Below are 16,886 nucleotides of genomic sequence, written 5' to 3' on the forward strand. Positions count from 1 at the left end.
GGATGTCGCGCGCGTCAGTCGCGCGCGATGCCGGCGGCGAGTGTGGCGCCGTCGGACGGATGGATGACGAGGAACGAGCCCCCGTGCCGGCTCGAGCCGTAGGGCTCCAGCGGGAGTTCGGCGGCCAGGCGCAGGCGCACGCGGCCGATGTCGTTGGTCTGCAGGGCCTGGGCGGGCTCGTGCGTGAGCGCGTCGAGGTCGTAGCGGGACTCGATCTGCGCGACGATCGCCTGCACCGTGGTGGTGCCGTGCTTGACGAGCACGCGCACGCCGGGGGTGAGCGGCCGGGCGTCGAGCTGGAAGAGCTCGGCCTCGATCTCGCGCCGGCCCTGGGGGAGAGTGCCCGCCGCCACGACGAGTGCGCCGCGCGCGGTGTCGAGGTCGTCGGCGAACTCCAGCGACACCGACTGCGGAGCCACGGCCTCGTCCACCTCGACGCCGGCCGACCGGATGCCGGTGACCGTCGTCGCGATGCCGGAGGGGAACAGCTCGACCGGGTCCCCGACGCGCACCGTTCCCGACGAGATGCGTCCGGCCACGGCGCGGTAGTCGCGAAGCCGCTCGGCCTCGATCGGATCCGCCGCGACCTCGGGTGCGAGGCCGCCCTGTGGGCGGAGGACGAGCTGGACGGGCAGCCGCAGCGGCTCGAGCTCCTGCTCGAGCTGCTCGGTGGCGGGGAGCGACTCCAGCAGCTCGAGGAGCGCCGGACCGTCGTACCAGGGCGTGCGCACCGAGCGCTCGACGATGTTGTCGCCTTCGAGGGCGGAGACCGGCAGGACGTGCAGACCCTCGATGCCGAGCTCGTCCGCGACCGCGACCGCCTGGGCCGCAACGCCCTCGAACGCGTCCTGCGAGAAGCCGACGAGGTCGATCTTGTTCACCGCGACGATCACGTGCGGCACGCGCAGCAGCGCGACCACGGCGAGGTGGCGGCGCGTCTGCTCGAGCACGCCCTTGCGTCCGTCGACCAGCACGATCACGGCATCGGCCGTCGTCGCGCCGGTCACCATGTTGCGCGTGTACTGCACATGGCCCGGGCAGTCGGCGAGGATGAACGACCGCGCGCCCGTGGTGAAGTACCGGTACGCGACGTCGATCGTGATGCCCTGCTCGCGCTCGGCGCGGAGGCCGTCGGTCAGCAGGGCGAAGTCGAAGCCGCCGTGGGCGAACCCGCGCTCAGCCGACGTGCGCGCGACCTGCTCGAGCTGATCGGCGAGGATCGCCTTCGAGTCGTGCAGGAGCCGGCCGACCAGCGTCGACTTGCCGTCGTCGACCGAACCGGCGGTCGCGAAGCGGAAGAGGGTCCCCTCGGACGTCAGCGTGGCGCTCATCAGAAGTACCCGTCCTTCTTGCGGTCTTCCATGGCCGCCTCCGAGAGACGGTCGTCGGCGCGAGTGGCACCGCGCTCGGTGAGGGTGGACACGGCGACCTCGGCGACGATCGCGGCGAGGTCCGCGGCATCCGATTCCACCGCTCCGGTGCAGCTCATGTCGCCCACCGTGCGGTACCGGACCGTCCGTCGCTCGACGGTCTCCTCGGCGCGAGGGGGCGAGAACTCGCCGACGGGCCGCCACATGCCGTCTCGGGCATACACTTCCCGCTCGTGCGCGAAGTAGAGCGGCGGGAGGGCGATCGCCTCGCGCTCGATGTAGCGCCATACGTCCAACTCGGTCCAGTTCGAGATGGGGAAGGCGCGGACGTGCTGCCCGGGGGTGTGGCGGCCGTTGTAGAGGCTCCACAGCTCGGGTCGCTGGTTGCGCGGATCCCACTGGCCGAACTCGTCGCGGAGCGAGATGATCCGCTCCTTGGCGCGGGCCTTGTCCTCATCGCGGCGGGCACCGCCGAACACGGCGTCGTGGCGTCCCGCGGCGATCGCGTCGAGCAGGGGCAGCGTCTGGAGCGGGTTGCGCGTGCCGTCCGCCCGCTCCTGCAGGCGGCCGTCGTCGATGTAGTCCTGCACGCGGGCGACCTCGAGGCGGATGCCGAGCCGTGCGACCGTCTCGTCGCGGAAGGCGAGCACCTCGGGGAAGTTGTGGCCGGTGTCGACGTGCAGCACCGGGAAGGGCACTCGCCCGGGCGCGAACGCCTTGGCCGCCAGGTGCAGCACCACGACGGAGTCCTTGCCGCCGGAGAACAGCAGCACCGGACGCTCGAACTCGGCGACGACCTCGCGGATCACGTGGATCGCCTCGGCCTCGAGCAGGTCGAGCGTTGAGAGCCTCGTGGTGGGGGCGGTGATGGTCTCGGTCATCCGTGGAGTCCGCATTCCGTCTTCGAGAGGCCGGCCCAGCGGCCGGACCGGGGGTCTGCGCCGGCCGCGACCGGCTGGGTGCACGGCTCGCAGCCGATCGAGGGGTAGCCGTTGGAGACCAGCAGGTTGACCGGCACCTGGTGGGCGCCGGCGTAGTCGAGCAGGTCGTCGAAGGTCCACGCGGCGACGGGGTTCACCTTCACCAGGCCGTTGCGCCCGTCCCACTGCACCAGCGGCGTGTTCACGCGGGTGGGCGCCTCCTCGCGACGGACGCCGGTGAACCACACCTCGTAGCCCGACAGCGCGTCCTTGAGCGGTGCCACCTTCCGGCGCTCGCAGCAGAGGGCGGGGTCGCGGTCGTGCAGCCGGGCGCCGAACTGCGCGTCCTGCTCGGTGACGGTCTGCTCGGGCAGCACGTCGACGATCCGCACGTCGAGTACGCGGCCGACCTCGTCGCGGGTGAAGCGCGTCTCGGCGAAGTGGTATCCGGTGTCGAGGAACAGCACGTCGACGCCGGGCAGCTGCTCGGCCACGAGGTGCGGCAGCGCGGCGTCGGCCATCGAGCACGCGACCGCGGCGGCGGTCATCGAGAAGTTCCGGGCGACCCAGGCGATGACGTCGGCGGGGGATGCCTCGCCCGCGGCGAGGCTGCGGAGCTCTGCGGCGCCTCGCTCGGCGAGGGCCTTCAGCTCGTCGTTCGTGCGCTTGAGCGCGACACGCGGCGCGAGGGCGACCGTCACTGGAGGGCCTCCTCATCGGCGCGGTGGGCCCACTGGGCGAAGGTCTCGTCGGCGTCGGCATCCCGCTCGGCGAGGAACCGCTTCACGACCCGCTCGGTGTAGTCGGCGATGCCGTCGGCGGCGACCTTGAGACCGCGCACGGTGCGCCCGAGCCCGGCCTCCTCGCGGTCGGCGTTCACGAGCCCGCCGCCGAGGTGCACCTGGTAGCCGGGCACCTGCTCGCCGTCGATCGTGACGAGCTGGCCCTTGAGCCCGATGTCGGCGGTCTGGATGCGCGCACAGGAGTTCGGGCACCCGTTGACGTGGAGGGAGATCGGATGCGGCAGCTCGAACTGCTCCAGCCGCTTCTCGAGGTCGAGCACCGCGTCGGTGGCGAACGCCTTGGTCTCGACGATCGCGAGCTTGCAGAACTCGATGCCCGTGCACGCGATCGTGCCGCGGCGGATGAGGCTGGGGCGGGCGGAGAGCCCGAGCTCGTCGAGGCCCGTGATCAGCGACTCGACACGGTCCTCGGGGATGTCGAGGATCACGACCTTCTGATGGGGCGTGGTGCGCAGGCGGCTCGAACCGTGTGCCTCGATGAGGTCGGCGAGCTTCGCGAGATTCGGGCCGGAGACGCGGCCGACGATGGGCGTCGCGCCGACGTAGAAGCGGCCGTCCTTCTGCCGGTGCACGCCGACGTGGTCGCCGTGCGCGAGCGGCTTGGTCGCCGCGGGGCCGTCGGGCAGCTCATAGCCGAGGTACTCGTCCTGCAGCACCTGGCGGAACTTCTCGGTGCCCCATTCGGCGAGCAGGAACTTCAGCCGCGCCTTGTTGCGCAGCCGCCGGTAGCCGTAGTCGCGGAAGATCTGCGCGACGCCGTGCCAGGCATCCGCCACCCGATCGGCGGAGACGAACACGCCCAGGCGCTCGGCGAGACGCGGGGTCGTGGAGAGGCCGCCGCCGACCCAGAGGTCGTAGCCGACACCGAGCTCGGGGTGCTCGACGGCGACGAAGGCGACGTCGTTGATCTCGTGCACGACGTCCTGGCTGGGGTGGCCGGTGACGGCGGACTTGAACTTGCGCGGCAGGTTCGCGAGCGAGTCGTCGCCGATGAAGCGCGCGGTGATCTCGTCGATCTGCGGCGTCGGGTCGATCAGCTCGTCGGCGGCGATGCCCGCGACCGGCGAGCCGAGCACCACGCGCGGGACGTCGCCGCAGGCTTCGGTGGTCTGGAGCCCGACCGCCTCGAGACGGCGCCAGATCTCGGGGACGTCCTCGACGCGGATCCAGTGCAGCTGGATGTTCTGGCGGTCGGTCAGGTCGGCGGTGTCGCGTCCGAACTCCGTCGAAATGCCGGCGATCACACGGAGCTGCTCGGTGGTGAGCTGCCCGCCGTCGATGCGGACGCGCAGCATGAAGTACTCGTCCTCGAGCTCATGCGGCTCGAGGGTGGCGGTGCGACCGCCGTCGATGCCGGGCTTGCGCTGCGTGTAGAGGCCCCATACGCGGAACCGCCCGTGCAGGTCGGTGGGATCGATCGAGGCGAACCCGCCTTTCGAGTACACGTTCTCGATGCGCTCGCGCACGCTCAGGCCGTTGTCGACCTGCTTCCACTCCTCGTTGCCGTTGAGCGGGGTCGTGCCGTCGATCTTCCACTGCCCGTTGGGCTTGGACGACGGGCGCGGCGGCCGCGCGGTCGCGCCGCCCGGGCGGGATGCCGCTGCGCGCGGTTCGGTGTCGCTGATAGTCACGGTGGCCTCCGGATGACCCCGAGCGTCCTCGGGGCGGACTCTATCGAGCCCATGCCGCGAGAGTAGAAGGGGTCTCCGCCCGCACCTATCCCAGCGTCAAGTGACGTCACCCGGCGTAACGAGCCGACACAGAGTTGCACCGGCCCGGGTTTGTCGGGCGCGGTCCAGGAATCAGTGCGCGGACCGGTACCGGTCGATCACGATGTCGACGAGCGACCGGGCGGGCTCGTCGTCGTCGAGCAGCGGACGGGCGACGGGGGAGCCGTCGGCGAGGCGCGTGGCCAGGTCGTGGAAGTACCCCGGTGCGAGCAGGTAATTCGCGACGACGACGCGTTCACGTGCGGTGTCTCTCACACTCGAGACCGCGGTGCCCAGCCGCGGATCGGCCGCCGCCAGGAAGCCCACTGTCACCTCGCGCCCGAGGCGCTGGGCCAGCATCGCGCCGATCGCCCGGCAGTCCTCGTTCGCACGATCATCGCTGGAACCGGCGACGGCCAGCACGACGTCATCGCCGGGCTGCACCGCCAACGGCTGCAGTCTTGCCGCCAGGACATCGACCAGCCGCGGGTCGGGACCCAGAGCGGGGGCGATCGTGACGTCGTCGCGCCCGGCGGTCTCCTTCTTGAGGTCGACGCGCACGTGATAGCCGGCGGAGAGCAGCAATGGCACGATCACGACGGGCTGCCCCGGCGGAAGGGCGTCGAGGGAGGCCGCGACATCCGGCTGCTGCACGTCGACATGCCCGAGCCGGACGGTGACGTCGGGCAGACGGTCCGCGACTGCCGCGACGAGCGACTGGACGGCGGCCTGACCCGCCGGTGAGGCGGTGCCGTGGGAGATCGCGAGGAGCGCCGGGTTCGTCATCCCCACTATTGTGCCGTCCGGCGCTGGCCGGCGCGCGCACCGGCACCGTGCGGACCGGCGACGACAGCGGCGGGCCGGTGCCGCGCCCGATCCGCTGCCGGATGCGAGGCTCGGCTCCGCCCGCCCCTGTGGCCGTGCCGTCGGATGATCAGGCCGCGCCGGACTCCCGGCCGCGGTCGAACCCGGCTGCGAACCCGCGCTCGTACGCGGTCTCGGCGCGATGGCCGCGGTCGTGACCACGGTGACCCTGACCGTGACGACCGGGGTGCTCGTGGTGGCCGTGCCCGCGCTCGCCCTCGACGTGGCCGTCGTGGGCGCAGCCGTCGTGGCCTTCGTGCGCGCGGCCGTGCCACGCGGCGCCGTGCGAGGTGCCGTGGCGGGGGTCGGTGCCGGGCCGTCCGGGGCGGCCGGGCTCGAAGCCGTGGTGCAGGTTCGGGCCGAACCCGAACCGGATCTCGGGGCGGAACGGCCAGGAGCCGCCGCGGCGGCCGGGGCCGAAGCCGCGACCACGCGGGAAGCGCATGCTCTCGTCCCAGCCGAGCTCGCGGGCGATGGCCTCGAGCGAGGTGAGGGTGGTCGCGAAGTCCTCGGGGGAGACCGCGCCGGCCACGCGGGACCGGATGCCGTCCACCACCGCGCCGAGCCGCTCCTTGGCGGCGCGACCCTCGTCCGTGACGGTCCAGGTGCCGTCGCCCTGCTCCTCGGCCCAGCCGAGTTCCTCCAGGCGGCGGAGTCGCTTGCCCTTGCGGGCGAGGCGCTCGGCGAAGCCGGGGGCCCGCACGTCGCCGGTCAGCACGTTCAGCAGCATCCAGTCCCGGCGGCTGATGCCCTCCGTCTCGAAGGCGGCCGCGAACTCGCGGGTGAGCAGGCTGTCGACGGTGCGCAGCCAGTAGCCGAGCGGTCGGCTCCCCGTGGGGGTGTCGGTGCCGGTGTCGATGTCGTCGTTCTCGATGTCGTCGTTCTCGTTGTCGGTGTTCATGGGAAGTCCTTTCGGGGGCGGCCGGTCGAGCCGCCGGGGATTACATGTCGAAGTGCATGTACATGTAGTGTGACATGCGACTGCAAAGCATGTCAAGTCGCATGTAAATTGGACCCATGCCCCACAGCTCCGATGACTCGGCCGACGCGATCGCCGCCGCTCTCGCACGACTGCGCGGACGACGGATGCCGCGCCCGCCGTGGGACCCCGGCGCCGGCCCCAGACCGCAGGGTCTGCACGGGGGGCCTCATGGGCACGGCGACGGTCCGTGGGGCCGGGGTGGCCCCCACCACGGGCGCGGTCACGACGGACCGCCGTGGCAGGGCGCCGCCCGGATCGGCGGACCGGCCCGCATGCGCCTGCTCGAGGCGCTGGCCGCGGCATCCCATCCGCTCTCGGTGGGCGAGATCGCCGACGCTGTGGGCGTCGATCAGCCTCGCGCGTCCCGGCTCGTGCAGCAGGCGTTCCAGCTCTCGCTCGTCCGGCGCGAGGCCGACCCCGACGATGCCCGGCGCACCCGGGTGGCGCTGACGGATGCCGGAGCCGCGCTCGTGCGAGGATTCCGGGGCGAACGGCGGGAGGCCATCGACACCGCGCTCGCCGCGTTCTCCGACGATGAGCGCGCCGACCTCGCGCGGCTGCTCACCAAACTCGCCGATTCCTGGCCGCGCTGACGCGAGACCAGCGTCACGTCGACGCGGGCGTCAGAAGCTCGTCACCAGATCGCCGAGGACGGCCTCCACCTTGCTGGGGTCGGTGGCGTCGTAGTAGTGCGCACCCGTCGCTCCGGAGATCGACTGGAGCGTCGCCACGTCGGCGTCGGCGCCGTACGCGAGCGTGAACACCAGCGTGGGGGTGGTGTGGTGCAGCTCGCCGAGGGTCGCCAGCATCTCCTCCGAGCCGATCGTCGGCGTGTTCGTGTCGTTCTCCCCGTCACTGAGCAGCACGACGGCGTTGATGCGGTCGGCGGACCATGCCGCCGCCTGCTGACGGGCGAAGGTGTCCACCGCGAGGTAGAGCGGCGTATCGCCCATCGAGTGCAGGCCGTCGACCGCGCTCAGCAGCGACTTCCGGGATGCGCCGATGTCGGCGACCGGCGACACCACACCGGGAAGCATCGCCCCATCGGCGTCTTGCGCGAAGGCGGCGAGGCCGACCTGATCGCCCTCCGTGAAGTGGTCGAGGGCGAGGGCGATGGCGCTCTTCGCCGCGGTGAGCTTGGTCTGGCCGCCGCCGATCTCCTCGTCCATCGAGCCGGAGACGTCGATGAGGAAGAGCACGTTCGTACGCTTGCGCACCTCGGGGAACGCCGCGTGCACCGCCGTGACGACCTCGGCGCTCGGGAGCGCGAGGGCGCCCGTGGGCGCCTCGGCCACATTCGCCGTGTCGGCGACCCCGGTGTCGAGCACGCCGTTCAGGTCGCGGTAGCCGGACGTCCGCACGGCGGCCTGGCCCTGGGCGGTGCGGGAGAAGCGGATGAAGTCGGCGGCGGCCTCGGCTTCGACCGGGTCGATCCAGTCGCCGGTCAGTCGCATCGCCGGGTTGTCGGCGACGTAGAACCCGTCGGTCGGGTAGATCGGCACGAGCTGCTCCTTCGGAGGCTCCGCTTCGACGCGCGTGACGCCGTCACGGCTCGTGATGCCGCGGTTGTAGTCCCATACCGACTTCTCGTCGACGATGACCGCCGACAGGAAGTCCGCCGACGACCCGCCCTTGTCCTCGGCCTGGCGGGCATGCCACAGGAAGTGCTCGGGCGTCGCCATGTAGTGGCTCGTCGCGAGCTCGTGCCGGCGGACCTCCTCCACCACGCTCGGGTCGGACACCTGCTCCGCCGTGACGTCGGCGACCGAGCCGGCCGAGGCTCCGAACGAGGCGAACATCGCGGCCTCGCCCGATGTCGCGACGAGGGGGCTGGTCTTCCCCAGTTTGAACGTGCCCCAGTCGGGGTAGCCGAGATCGCTCCACAGGTCGGCATCCTCGGCGGCGGCGAACACCTCGGCCCACGTCGGCGGCGCCTGATCCCAGCCCACGGCCTCGGCGAGCGGCGCCGGCATGGCCAGCACGACGTTCGAGGAGCCGACGCTCGTCCCGTCGGCGCGCAGCGCGGTGGCGCCCTCTGCGCGCGCGACATCCAGCCAGGTGGAGGCGTCGGGGAGCCACACCGTGGGCTTCGCGTCCGCCTTGTGGCCCGGGAAGCCCTCGGCCACGAGCGAGGCGGCGACCCCCGACTTGTCCTTGCTCGCCACGACCGTCACGCAGGACCCGGCGACATTGCGCGGCGCGTCGTTGTAGGCCGCGGCCAGCGCCGCCACCATGTCGGCGTTCTCGAACGACGACAGCACGGGCACGGTCACGCACGGCTTGCCGCCCGGGCTTGCGGCCGGTTCGTCCTCGGGGAACTCGATGAGCTCGGGCTCGGGCTCGGGCGCGGGCGGCTGCTCGGCCGTCGGCGCATCCTCGGCGGCCAGTGCCGAGACGATCAGGGTCGACACCGTGCCGATCGCCGCGACCAGAGCGACGATGCTCACCACGGTCGTCCAGAGCAGGAACTGACGACGGCGACGCCGGCGACGCTCGCGTCGCTCCTCGATGGCGCTGGCCGAGCCGGCGGTCATCGAAGGCGCGCCAGACAGCACTCGCTCGTCGCGAAGGGAGCGCTCGCGCCGAAGGCGACGTCGCAGGAAGGCTCGGGCATGTCGAATACCTCAGGTGGGGGGACCTGAACCGGGTCGGGAGACCGGCATCCCAGGAGCCTAGCCCGTGACGGGGCGCCACGCGACCCTGAGCTCAGTGCGACGCCGTGTTCATCATCCCGACGATGACGGCGGTCCACCATCCCGCCTGCGAGACGAGCGCGCTCCACAGGCACCACAGCTGCACGCGTGTCGGCAGCCGCACGAACTCGACGTGCGCCGGCAGCCGGCCCAGTGCGCCGGTCAGCCGGGTCATCGCGACGCCGTTCAGCGCGACGATCAGCACGGCCAGCATCTTCAGGGCGGTCAGCGGCTCGGCGAGGTCGGGCTCGAGGAACGCGCCGCTGGCGAGCAGGCCTGCGATGCCGAGCCAGGCCAGTCCCGTCACCGTCGGCTCGATGCGGCGCAGGTCGCCGAGCGTCGAGCGCCCCCGGATCCACAGCAGCCCGCAGATCTCGAGCAGCACGGCGGCCCCGAGTCCCACGATGACCGAGCCGAGGTGCACGAAGAGCGCCCCGTAGTGCAGCCACTCGGGCGGACGAAGCTCGGCCCCCAGCGTGAGCGAGAGGTACATGGCCAGGAGGACGCACCAGTAGCGGACGGCCCGGCGATGGCGCGTGCGCCGATGTCGCTCGGTGAGGGGGATCGTCACGGGTGAGGGGTCTTCCGGTCGTTTTGCGGTCGCGTGAGTGACCCCCCGCAGTGAGGCTATCCGAAACCGGCAGGTGCCTCCGAACCGGGCGCTAGGCCCGCGGGGCGCGGGGCGGCGCCTTCACGAACACGAGCAGTACGAAGCCGATGGCCAGCACGAGGGCGATGGCGAGGATGCCGTAGAGCGTCTGGTTCGCCGCCGCCGCGATGAAGACGCCCCACAGGAGTGCCGCGAGCCAGCTCGCCGCGCGTCCGGTCGTGGCGTAGAGGCCGAAGATCTCGCCTTCGCGGCCTCCGGGGGTGAGGCGGGCGAGGAACGACCGCGACGCGGCCTGCGCCGGTCCGACCAGCGCCGCCAGCACGATGCCGACGACCCAGAAGAGCCCGTCGCCGGCCGCGGCCCCGAGGAACACCGTGACGCAGCAGGCGATGATGCCGCCGATCGCGACGAGGATGACGGGCTTCGGGCCGAAGCGGTCGTCGAGGCGCCCGGCGAAGATCGTCGAGACGCCCGCGACGAGGTTGAGCACGATGCCGAAGATGACGAGGTCGGTGAAGCCGAACCCGAAGACCCGGGCGGCGATGACGGAGCCGAAGGTGAACACCGCGGCGAGTCCGTCGCGGTAGACCGCCGAGGCGAGCAGGAACCAGAACGTCGAGCGGCTCTCGCGCCAGAGGCGAACCACGGAGCGCACCAGCTCCACGTACCCCCGGAAGAAGTTGACGCGCTTGGCGTCGGGGTTGGAGGGAGGCTCGGGCACCGTGCGGAAGATGGGGATCGAGAACACGATCGTCCACACCGTCGCGCCGGCCGCGATCAGCTGGAATGTGCGCGGCTCGGTGCCGTCGAGCACGCCGCCGAGGATCAGCCCCACGACGATCGTGAGGGCGACGATGCCCCCGAGATAGCCGAATCCCCAGCCGAGGCCCGAGACCCGGCCGACCGTCCGGGGCGTCGAGACGGAGACGAGCAGGGCGTTGTAGCTCGCCCCGGCGATCTCGCCCACGATGCTGCCGACGGCGATCATCGCGACGCCGAACCAGAAGTGGGCCGGGATGCCGTCGACGAACGCCATGGCGAGCTGGCAGGCGATCAGCAGCCCGGTGAAGATGCCGAGCATGAGCTTGCGGCGGCCGGTGGCGTCGGCGCGCTGACCCAGCACGGGCGCGAGGAGCGCGATGAGGATGCCGGCCACCATGATGCCCCAGCCGAGGTTCGCGTCGAGCTCCCCGAGCGCACGGCAGTACTCGGTCGCCGTGTTCACCGCGGTGTCGCAGTCGATACTCTCGCCGTCCACGACGCCCGACGCGGCGATCACGGGGTCGAGGAAGAACGGCGACACGAGGAAGCTCGGCACCCACACGAACGTGAGGAGCACCGTGTTGAACGGCTGGGTCGCCCAGTCCCACAGCGCCCACGAGATGACCTGCCGGCGCGGGACGACGCGCTCCTCGGGCGGCTGACCGACGGCGGCGGTGGAGGAGCGGGCGTCGGATGCCCCCGGCTCCGCGGGCAGCTCGGGCGAACTCATGTCCGTCACGCTAGGACCCTTCGATGAACGGCGGATGGCGCCGGCGAGCGCGCCGCCTCATCGCGACGCGAGGCCAGGCTACTCTGCCGCGGCACGGGTTCTTGCGGATCGAACTTGAGTCGAGTCGTATCAAGTTCATTTGACACCTTCCGGAAGCGCGAGTAGCGTTGAGTCATCGCGGCTCAACCTCCTTCATGAGCGGATGCCGCGAGCAGACTTCCCATCAACCCCGGGCCGGGGCATCCCGCCCACACGAAGGAGAGATACACATGGCACGTGCTGTCGGAATCGACCTCGGTACGACCAACTCGGTCGTCAGCGTCCTCGAGGGCGGCGAGCCCAAGGTCATCGCCAACGCAGAAGGCTTCCGCACGACCCCTTCGGTCGTCGCCTTCACCAAGGACGGCGAGGTGCTCGTCGGAGAGACCGCCAAGCGCCAGGCCGTCACCAACGTCGACCGCACCGTCTCGTCGGTCAAGCGCCACATGGGCACCGGCTGGAGCTTCGAGGTCGACGGCAAGAAGTGGACGCCGCAGGAGATCTCCGCGCGCATCCTCCAGAAGCTCAAGCGCGATGCCGAGCAGTACCTCGGCGACACGGTGACGGATGCCGTCATCACCGTCCCCGCGTACTTCAACGACGCCGAGCGTCAGGCCACCAAGGAGGCCGGTGAGATCGCGGGCCTCAACGTGCTCCGCATCATCAACGAGCCCACCGCCGCGGCGCTCGCCTACGGCCTCGACAAGGGCAAGGAGGACGAGCTCATCCTCGTCTTCGACCTCGGTGGCGGCACGTTCGACGTCTCGCTGCTCGAGGTGGGCAAGGACGACGACTTCTCGACCATCCAGGTGCGCTCGACCGCCGGCGACAACCGCCTCGGCGGCGACGACTGGGACCAGCGCCTCGTCGACTACTTCATCAAGCAGTTCAAGGACACCACCGGCGTCGACGTCTCCGGCGACAAGATCGCGCTGCAGCGCCTCAAGGAGGCGGCGGAGCAGGCCAAGAAGGAGCTCTCCTCCTCGACCAGCACCAGCGTGAACCTGCCGTACCTCTCGCTGACCGACTCGGGCCCCGTGTCGCTGAGCGAAACCATCACGCGCGCCAAGTTCGAGGACCTCACCAAGGACCTGCTCGACCGCACCAAGAAGCCCTTCGAGGACGTCATCCGCGAGGCCGGCATCAAGGTCGCCGACATCGACCACGTCGTGCTCGTCGGCGGATCGACCCGCATGCCCGCCGTGAGCGAGCTCGTCAAGCAGGAGGCCGGCAAGGAGGCGAACAAGGGCGTCAACCCCGATGAGGTCGTCGCCGTGGGCGCCGCGCTCCAGGCGGGCGTCCTCAAGGGCGAGCGCAAGGACGTGCTGCTGATCGACGTCACCCCCCTCAGCCTCGGCATCGAGACCAAGGGCGGCATCATGACGAAGCTCATCGAGCGCAACACCGCCATCCCGACCAAGCGCAGCGAGACCTTCACGACCGCCGACGACAACCAGCCGTCGGTCGCGATCCAGGTCTTCCAGGGCGAGCGCGAGTTCACCCGCGACAACAAGCCGCTCGGCACCTTCGAGCTGACCGGCATCGCCCCGGCGCCCCGCGGCATCCCGCAGGTCGAGGTCACCTTCGACCTGGACGCGAACGGCATCGTGCACGTCTCCGCGAAGGACAAGGGCACCGGCAAGGAGCAGTCGATGACCATCACGGGCGGCTCGTCGCTGCCCAAGGAGGACATCGAGCGGATGGTGCGCGAGGCCGAGGAGAACGCCGCGGACGACAAGAAGCGCCGCGAGTCCGCCGAGACCCGCAACCAGGCCGAGACGCTCTCGTACTCGATCGAGAAGCTCATCAAGGAGAACGACGACAAGCTGCCCGCCGACGTCAAGACCGACGTGCAGGCCGATGTCGACGCCCTCAAGACGGCGCTCGCCGGCGAGGACGACGACGCGGTGAAGACCGCGTTCGACAAGCTGAACCAGAGCCAGGGCAAGCTGGGCGAGGCCATCTACGCGTCCAGTCAGGCCCAGCAGTCGGCTCCCGACGCATCGGGTGAGCCGGCCGCCGAGGGCGCCGGCCAGGCCGACGGGTCGACCGGCTCCGATGAGGATGTCGTCGACGCCGAGGTCATCGACGACGAGGACGAGAAGAAGGCCTGATGACTGACAAGGACTTCGAGAACGAGGTCCCCGCCGGTGAGGGCCCGGAAGCGCAGGCTTCCGGGTCCGACCCGCAGGTGGACCCCGCCACGGCTGACGCCGAAGCCGAGGAGCTGACCGTCGACGACATCCTGGGCGCCCAGCAGAACGCGGATGCCGCGGCCGAGGACGCGGTGATCGCCGACCTCGAATCCGCTCTGCTGAACGACCTCAAGCGTCTGCAGGCCGAGTACGCGAACTACCGTCGCCGCACCGAGGAGCAGCGCGAGATCGAGGTCGAGCGCGCCCAGGGCGCGGTCGCCCGCGGGCTGCTGCCGGTGCTCGACGACGTGGACCGTGCCGAGAAGCACGGCGACCTCGAGGAGGGCACCCCGTTCGCGGCGATCGCCGAGAAGCTGCGCGGCGTCGCCGAGCGCATGGGTCTGTCGACCTACGGCGAGGCCGGCGAGCTCTTCGACCCGCAGCAGCACGAGGCCATCTTCCAGGCTCCGACACCCGGCGTGGAGGCCCCGACGATCCTCGAGGTCGTCGAGATCGGCTACCGCCTCGGCTCGGTCGAGCTCCGCCCGGCGAAGGTCGTCGTCGCGGTCCCGGTCGAGTAGGCCGGAGGGCATCGATGGCCAGTCAGGACTGGTTCGACAAGGACTTCTACAAGATCCTCGGCGTCTCCAAGGACGTCGCCGACGCCGACTTGAAGAAGACCTATCGCAAGCTCGCGCGCACCTATCACCCCGACTCCAACCAGGGCGATGCCGCTGCGGAGGCGAAGTTCAAGGAGATCAGCGAGGCCTACTCGGTGCTCTCCGACCCGGAGCAGCGCAAGGAGTACGACCAGATCCGGGCGATGGGTTCTGGCGCCCGCTTCACGGCGGGCGGCCAGGGCGGCAACGGGGGCTTCGAAGACGTCTTCAGCATGTTCAACCAGGGCCGCGGCGGGAGCGGCGGCCGGTATCAGAGCGAGGACTTCGACGACATCTTCGCGATGTTCAACCAGCAGCAGGGCGGCGCGGGCTTCGGCACCGGCCGGTTCGGCCAGTCCACGGGCGGCTACCGCGGATACGGCGGACCCACGCGCGGCGCGGACGTCACCGCCCGCACCACGATCGACTTCGTCACCGCCACCAAGGGCGAGACGATCACGCTGCAGGGCGAGGACGGCCGTCCGTTCAAGGTGAAGATCCCCGCGGGCGTCTCGGACGGGCAGAAGATCCGCCTCCGGGGTCGTGGGCGCCCGTCGCCCGACGGCGGTGAGCCCGGCGACGTCGTGGTGCAGGTCGCGGTGCGGCCGCATCCCGTGTTCGCCCGCGACGGCCTCAACCTGCGCGTGACCATCCCGGTCACCTTCACCGAGGCGGCGCTGGGCGCGACCATCGAGGTCCCGACGCTGGGCGGCGACCCCGTCAAGCTGCGCGTCGCTCCGGGAACGCCCTCCGGTCGCGTGCTGCGTGTCAAGGGACGCGGCGTGCAGACCCAGAAGGGCACGGGCGACCTCCTCGCCGAGGTGCAGGTCGCGGTGCCGTCGCACCTCGACGACGCCGCCCGCGAAGCGCTCGAGCGGTACCACGAGCTCGAGCCCAAGGAGAATCCGCGGGCCGACCTGATGTCGAAGGCCCGCGGCTGAGAGGATCGGTCGTTGAGCGAGCGAGGAACGAGCGAGACGAAACGCGTCGAGCCGACGAGTGACGCCGGTTCCCGGCGTTTCGTCGGGTCCCCACGTCCCCTCCACGAATCGCTGGCGCGATTCGCGGAGCCTCCGGCCGCGTGGGCCCCGCGCTCGCTCAACGACCGAGCTGCGAGGTGAGGCAATGAGCGCGGACGAGATAGACGACGATGCGCCGATCTTCGCGATCGCCGTCGCCGCCCAATTGTCGGGGATGCACCCGCAGACCCTGCGGCAGTACGACCGCCTGGGGCTCGTGGTGCCGGACCGCACCCCGGGCGGATCCCGGCGGTACTCGATCCGCCACGTGGCGCAGCTGCGAGAAGTGGCCCGCATGTCGGCGGAGGGGATCGGCCTTCCGGCGATCGTCCGCATCCTCGAGCTCGAGGAGCGGGTGCGCGAGCTGCACGGCCGCGTGCGCGACCTCGAGGAGCGCGTGCGCACCGAGCTCGAGCGCCGTCCGGGAGCCCGCGTCTTCGCCGCCGGCGCCACAGGTTCCGTCGTCACCCTCCGCCACGGCACGCGGGTCCGACGGGCCACCGAGCTCGTCGTGTGGCGGCCCCGACCGCAGATCGACCGGAGTGCCCCGCCGACGGATGCCGAGGCGCCCGAATCCGAGCCCGCGTAGTCGGATCATCCTCGCGGTGCGCCGCTGAGCGCATCGGATCGAACGGGAGACCAGACATGGGACGCATCGTCGTGCTGGGGAGCGCCAACATGGATCTGGTGGTGAGGCAGCCGCGCCGCGCGCGGGCCGGCGAGACCATGTTCGGCACCGCGTTCGCCACAGGCCCCGGCGGCAAGGGGCTCAACCAGGCGGTCGCCGCGGCGCGTGCCGGGGCATCCGTCGCCTTCATCGGCGCCGTGGGAGCGGACGACTTCGGCGTCGCACTACGGTCGTTTCTCCAGGCCGAGGGCGTGGATGTCTCGCGCCTCCCGATCACCGACCACTCGACGGGTATCGCGCAGATCACGGTGACCGACGACGGCGAGAACTCCATCGTCGTCGTGCCGGGGGCCAACGATCGCTCGCTGCTCGACGCGGGCGACCGCGACGCGATCGCGGGCGCTTCGCACCTGGTCGTCCAGCTGGAGCGACCGGCCTCCCTGCTCGTCGAGGCGATGGCGTTCGCCCGATCGCACGCGGTCACGACGGTCCTCACTCCCGCGCCGGTCTCCGACGGCATCGATGCGCTCGTCGAACTGGCCGACATCCTGATCCCGAACGAGGGCGAGGCGGCGCAGCTGTCGGGCGAGATGGATGCCGAGGCCGCCGCCCGTGCGCTGAGCCTGATCGCGACGACGGTGGTCGTCACCCTCGGCGCCCGCGGCGCGATCGTGGCTCGCCACGGTGAGCTCGTCGCGCGGGTGGATGCGCACGACGTCGCACCCGTCGACACGACCGCGGCCGGCGACACCTTCACCGGAGTGCTCGTCGCACGCCTCGCGGACGGCATACCGCTCGAATCCGCGCTGCAGGCCGCGTCCGCCGCGGCCGCGATCTCGGTCACCCGTCGCGGTGCCGCCGAGTCCATGCCGTTCGCCGGCGAAATCGACGAGCGACTCGCTTCCGCGGCCACTCCGTCGCCGAACTGAGTCCCGTCTCGCTGCCGGGCGGGCCGGAGGGGCC

Annotated in this window: 15 protein-coding genes; 6 read left to right on the forward strand and 9 right to left on the reverse strand. The window is 71.2% G+C overall.

Going from position 1 to position 16,886, the window contains the following annotated elements; translation table 11 throughout:
- Positions 1–14: 14 nt before the first annotated feature.
- The 6 genes from SOM19_RS01730 to SOM19_RS01755 all read right to left on the reverse strand — a co-directional run bounded on the left by SOM19_RS01730 (position 15) and on the right by SOM19_RS01755 (position 6,567).
- Positions 15–1,331: a sulfate adenylyltransferase subunit 1 gene (locus tag SOM19_RS01730; protein ID WP_320484822.1), complete on the reverse strand. Its 1,317-nt coding sequence runs from the start codon at positions 1,329–1,331 to the stop codon at positions 15–17.
- Positions 1,331–2,251 carry a sulfate adenylyltransferase subunit CysD gene (cysD, locus tag SOM19_RS01735; RefSeq protein ID WP_320484823.1) on the reverse strand — a complete coding sequence of 307 codons (921 nt, stop codon included), beginning with the start codon at positions 2,249–2,251 and terminating at the stop codon, positions 1,331–1,333. The genes SOM19_RS01730 and cysD overlap by 1 nt, the downstream gene beginning before the upstream one ends.
- Positions 2,248–2,991 (reverse strand): phosphoadenylyl-sulfate reductase, encoded by a 744-nt coding sequence (locus tag SOM19_RS01740; RefSeq protein ID WP_320484824.1) that lies wholly within the window; start codon positions 2,989–2,991, stop codon positions 2,248–2,250. Before SOM19_RS01740 ends, cysD begins: the two co-directional genes overlap by 4 nt.
- On the reverse strand, positions 2,988–4,724 hold the full coding sequence (locus SOM19_RS01745; protein ID WP_320484825.1) for a nitrite/sulfite reductase: 1,737 nt from the start codon (positions 4,722–4,724) through the stop codon (positions 2,988–2,990). The genes SOM19_RS01740 and SOM19_RS01745 overlap by 4 nt, the downstream gene beginning before the upstream one ends.
- Before the next feature lie 171 nt (positions 4,725–4,895).
- Positions 4,896–5,588, reverse strand: a complete 693-nt coding sequence (locus SOM19_RS01750; RefSeq protein ID WP_320484826.1) for a sirohydrochlorin chelatase — start codon at positions 5,586–5,588, stop codon at positions 4,896–4,898.
- A 148-nt stretch (positions 5,589–5,736) separates the two neighbouring features.
- A complete protein-coding gene (locus tag SOM19_RS01755; RefSeq protein ID WP_320484827.1) occupies positions 5,737–6,567 on the reverse strand; it encodes a MarR family winged helix-turn-helix transcriptional regulator in 831 nt (276 codons plus the stop codon).
- Between the two features lie 116 nt (positions 6,568–6,683).
- On the opposite strand from SOM19_RS01755, the gene SOM19_RS01760 reads away from it, so the two are divergent.
- On the forward strand, positions 6,684–7,241 hold the full coding sequence (locus SOM19_RS01760; protein WP_320484828.1) for a MarR family winged helix-turn-helix transcriptional regulator: 558 nt from the start codon (positions 6,684–6,686) through the stop codon (positions 7,239–7,241).
- Positions 7,242–7,271: 30 nt separating this feature from the next.
- Here SOM19_RS01760 and SOM19_RS01765 read toward each other — a convergent pair whose 3' ends face one another.
- The 3 genes from SOM19_RS01765 to SOM19_RS01775 all read right to left on the reverse strand — a co-directional run bounded on the left by SOM19_RS01765 (position 7,272) and on the right by SOM19_RS01775 (position 11,443).
- Positions 7,272–9,182, reverse strand: a complete 1,911-nt coding sequence (locus SOM19_RS01765; RefSeq protein WP_320484829.1) for a vWA domain-containing protein — start codon at positions 9,180–9,182, stop codon at positions 7,272–7,274.
- A gap of 172 nt (positions 9,183–9,354) precedes the next feature.
- Positions 9,355–9,912 (reverse strand): hypothetical protein, encoded by a 558-nt coding sequence (locus SOM19_RS01770; protein ID WP_320484830.1) that lies wholly within the window; start codon positions 9,910–9,912, stop codon positions 9,355–9,357.
- Between the two features lie 91 nt (positions 9,913–10,003).
- Positions 10,004–11,443 carry an MFS transporter gene (locus tag SOM19_RS01775; protein ID WP_320484831.1) on the reverse strand — a complete coding sequence of 480 codons (1,440 nt, stop codon included), beginning with the start codon at positions 11,441–11,443 and terminating at the stop codon, positions 10,004–10,006.
- 269 nt (positions 11,444–11,712) lie between these two features.
- Between SOM19_RS01775 and dnaK the strand changes: the two genes are divergently transcribed.
- The 5 genes from dnaK to SOM19_RS01800 all read left to right on the forward strand — a co-directional run bounded on the left by dnaK (position 11,713) and on the right by SOM19_RS01800 (position 16,852).
- Positions 11,713–13,596 (forward strand): molecular chaperone DnaK, encoded by a 1,884-nt coding sequence (gene dnaK, locus SOM19_RS01780; protein WP_320484832.1) that lies wholly within the window; start codon positions 11,713–11,715, stop codon positions 13,594–13,596.
- Positions 13,596–14,198 (forward strand): nucleotide exchange factor GrpE, encoded by a 603-nt coding sequence (locus tag SOM19_RS01785; RefSeq protein WP_320484833.1) that lies wholly within the window; start codon positions 13,596–13,598, stop codon positions 14,196–14,198. The genes dnaK and SOM19_RS01785 overlap by 1 nt, the downstream gene beginning before the upstream one ends.
- Positions 14,199–14,212: 14 nt before the next feature.
- Complete coding sequence (locus SOM19_RS01790) at positions 14,213–15,217, forward strand: DnaJ C-terminal domain-containing protein (RefSeq protein ID WP_320484834.1); 1,005 nt, start codon at positions 14,213–14,215, stop codon at positions 15,215–15,217.
- 184 nt (positions 15,218–15,401) lie between these two features.
- Positions 15,402–15,884 (forward strand): heat shock protein transcriptional repressor HspR, encoded by a 483-nt coding sequence (locus tag SOM19_RS01795; RefSeq protein WP_320484835.1) that lies wholly within the window; start codon positions 15,402–15,404, stop codon positions 15,882–15,884.
- Positions 15,885–15,940: 56 nt separating this feature from the next.
- Positions 15,941–16,852 (forward strand): ribokinase, encoded by a 912-nt coding sequence (locus SOM19_RS01800; protein ID WP_320484836.1) that lies wholly within the window; start codon positions 15,941–15,943, stop codon positions 16,850–16,852.
- Positions 16,853–16,886 lie beyond the last annotated feature (34 nt).

Origin of the sequence: Microbacterium sp. CFBP9034 (genome assembly GCF_034045255.1) — a bacterium.
Classification (GTDB): domain Bacteria; phylum Actinomycetota; class Actinomycetes; order Actinomycetales; family Microbacteriaceae; genus Microbacterium.

Bases quoted from the DNA above. Each gene is read 5' to 3' on its own strand.
- SOM19_RS01730 (WP_320484822.1), bottom strand. From the start codon at position 1,331: ATGAGCGCCACGCTGACGTCCGAGGGGACCCTCTTCCGCTTCGCGACC.
- cysD (WP_320484823.1), bottom strand. From the start codon at position 2,251: ATGACCGAGACCATCACCGCCCCCACCACGAGGCTCTCAACGCTCGAC.
- SOM19_RS01750 (WP_320484826.1), bottom strand. From the start codon at position 5,588: ATGACGAACCCGGCGCTCCTCGCGATCTCCCACGGCACCGCCTCACCG.
- SOM19_RS01755 (WP_320484827.1), bottom strand. From the start codon at position 6,567: ATGAACACCGACAACGAGAACGACGACATCGAGAACGACGACATCGAC.
- SOM19_RS01760 (WP_320484828.1), top strand. From the start codon at position 6,684: ATGCCCCACAGCTCCGATGACTCGGCCGACGCGATCGCCGCCGCTCTC.
- SOM19_RS01765 (WP_320484829.1), bottom strand. From the start codon at position 9,182: ATGACCGCCGGCTCGGCCAGCGCCATCGAGGAGCGACGCGAGCGTCGC.
- SOM19_RS01775 (WP_320484831.1), bottom strand. From the start codon at position 11,443: ATGAGTTCGCCCGAGCTGCCCGCGGAGCCGGGGGCATCCGACGCCCGC.
- dnaK (WP_320484832.1), top strand. From the start codon at position 11,713: ATGGCACGTGCTGTCGGAATCGACCTCGGTACGACCAACTCGGTCGTC.
- SOM19_RS01785 (WP_320484833.1), top strand. From the start codon at position 13,596: ATGACTGACAAGGACTTCGAGAACGAGGTCCCCGCCGGTGAGGGCCCG.
- SOM19_RS01790 (WP_320484834.1), top strand. From the start codon at position 14,213: ATGGCCAGTCAGGACTGGTTCGACAAGGACTTCTACAAGATCCTCGGC.
- SOM19_RS01795 (WP_320484835.1), top strand. From the start codon at position 15,402: ATGAGCGCGGACGAGATAGACGACGATGCGCCGATCTTCGCGATCGCC.
- SOM19_RS01800 (WP_320484836.1), top strand. From the start codon at position 15,941: ATGGGACGCATCGTCGTGCTGGGGAGCGCCAACATGGATCTGGTGGTG.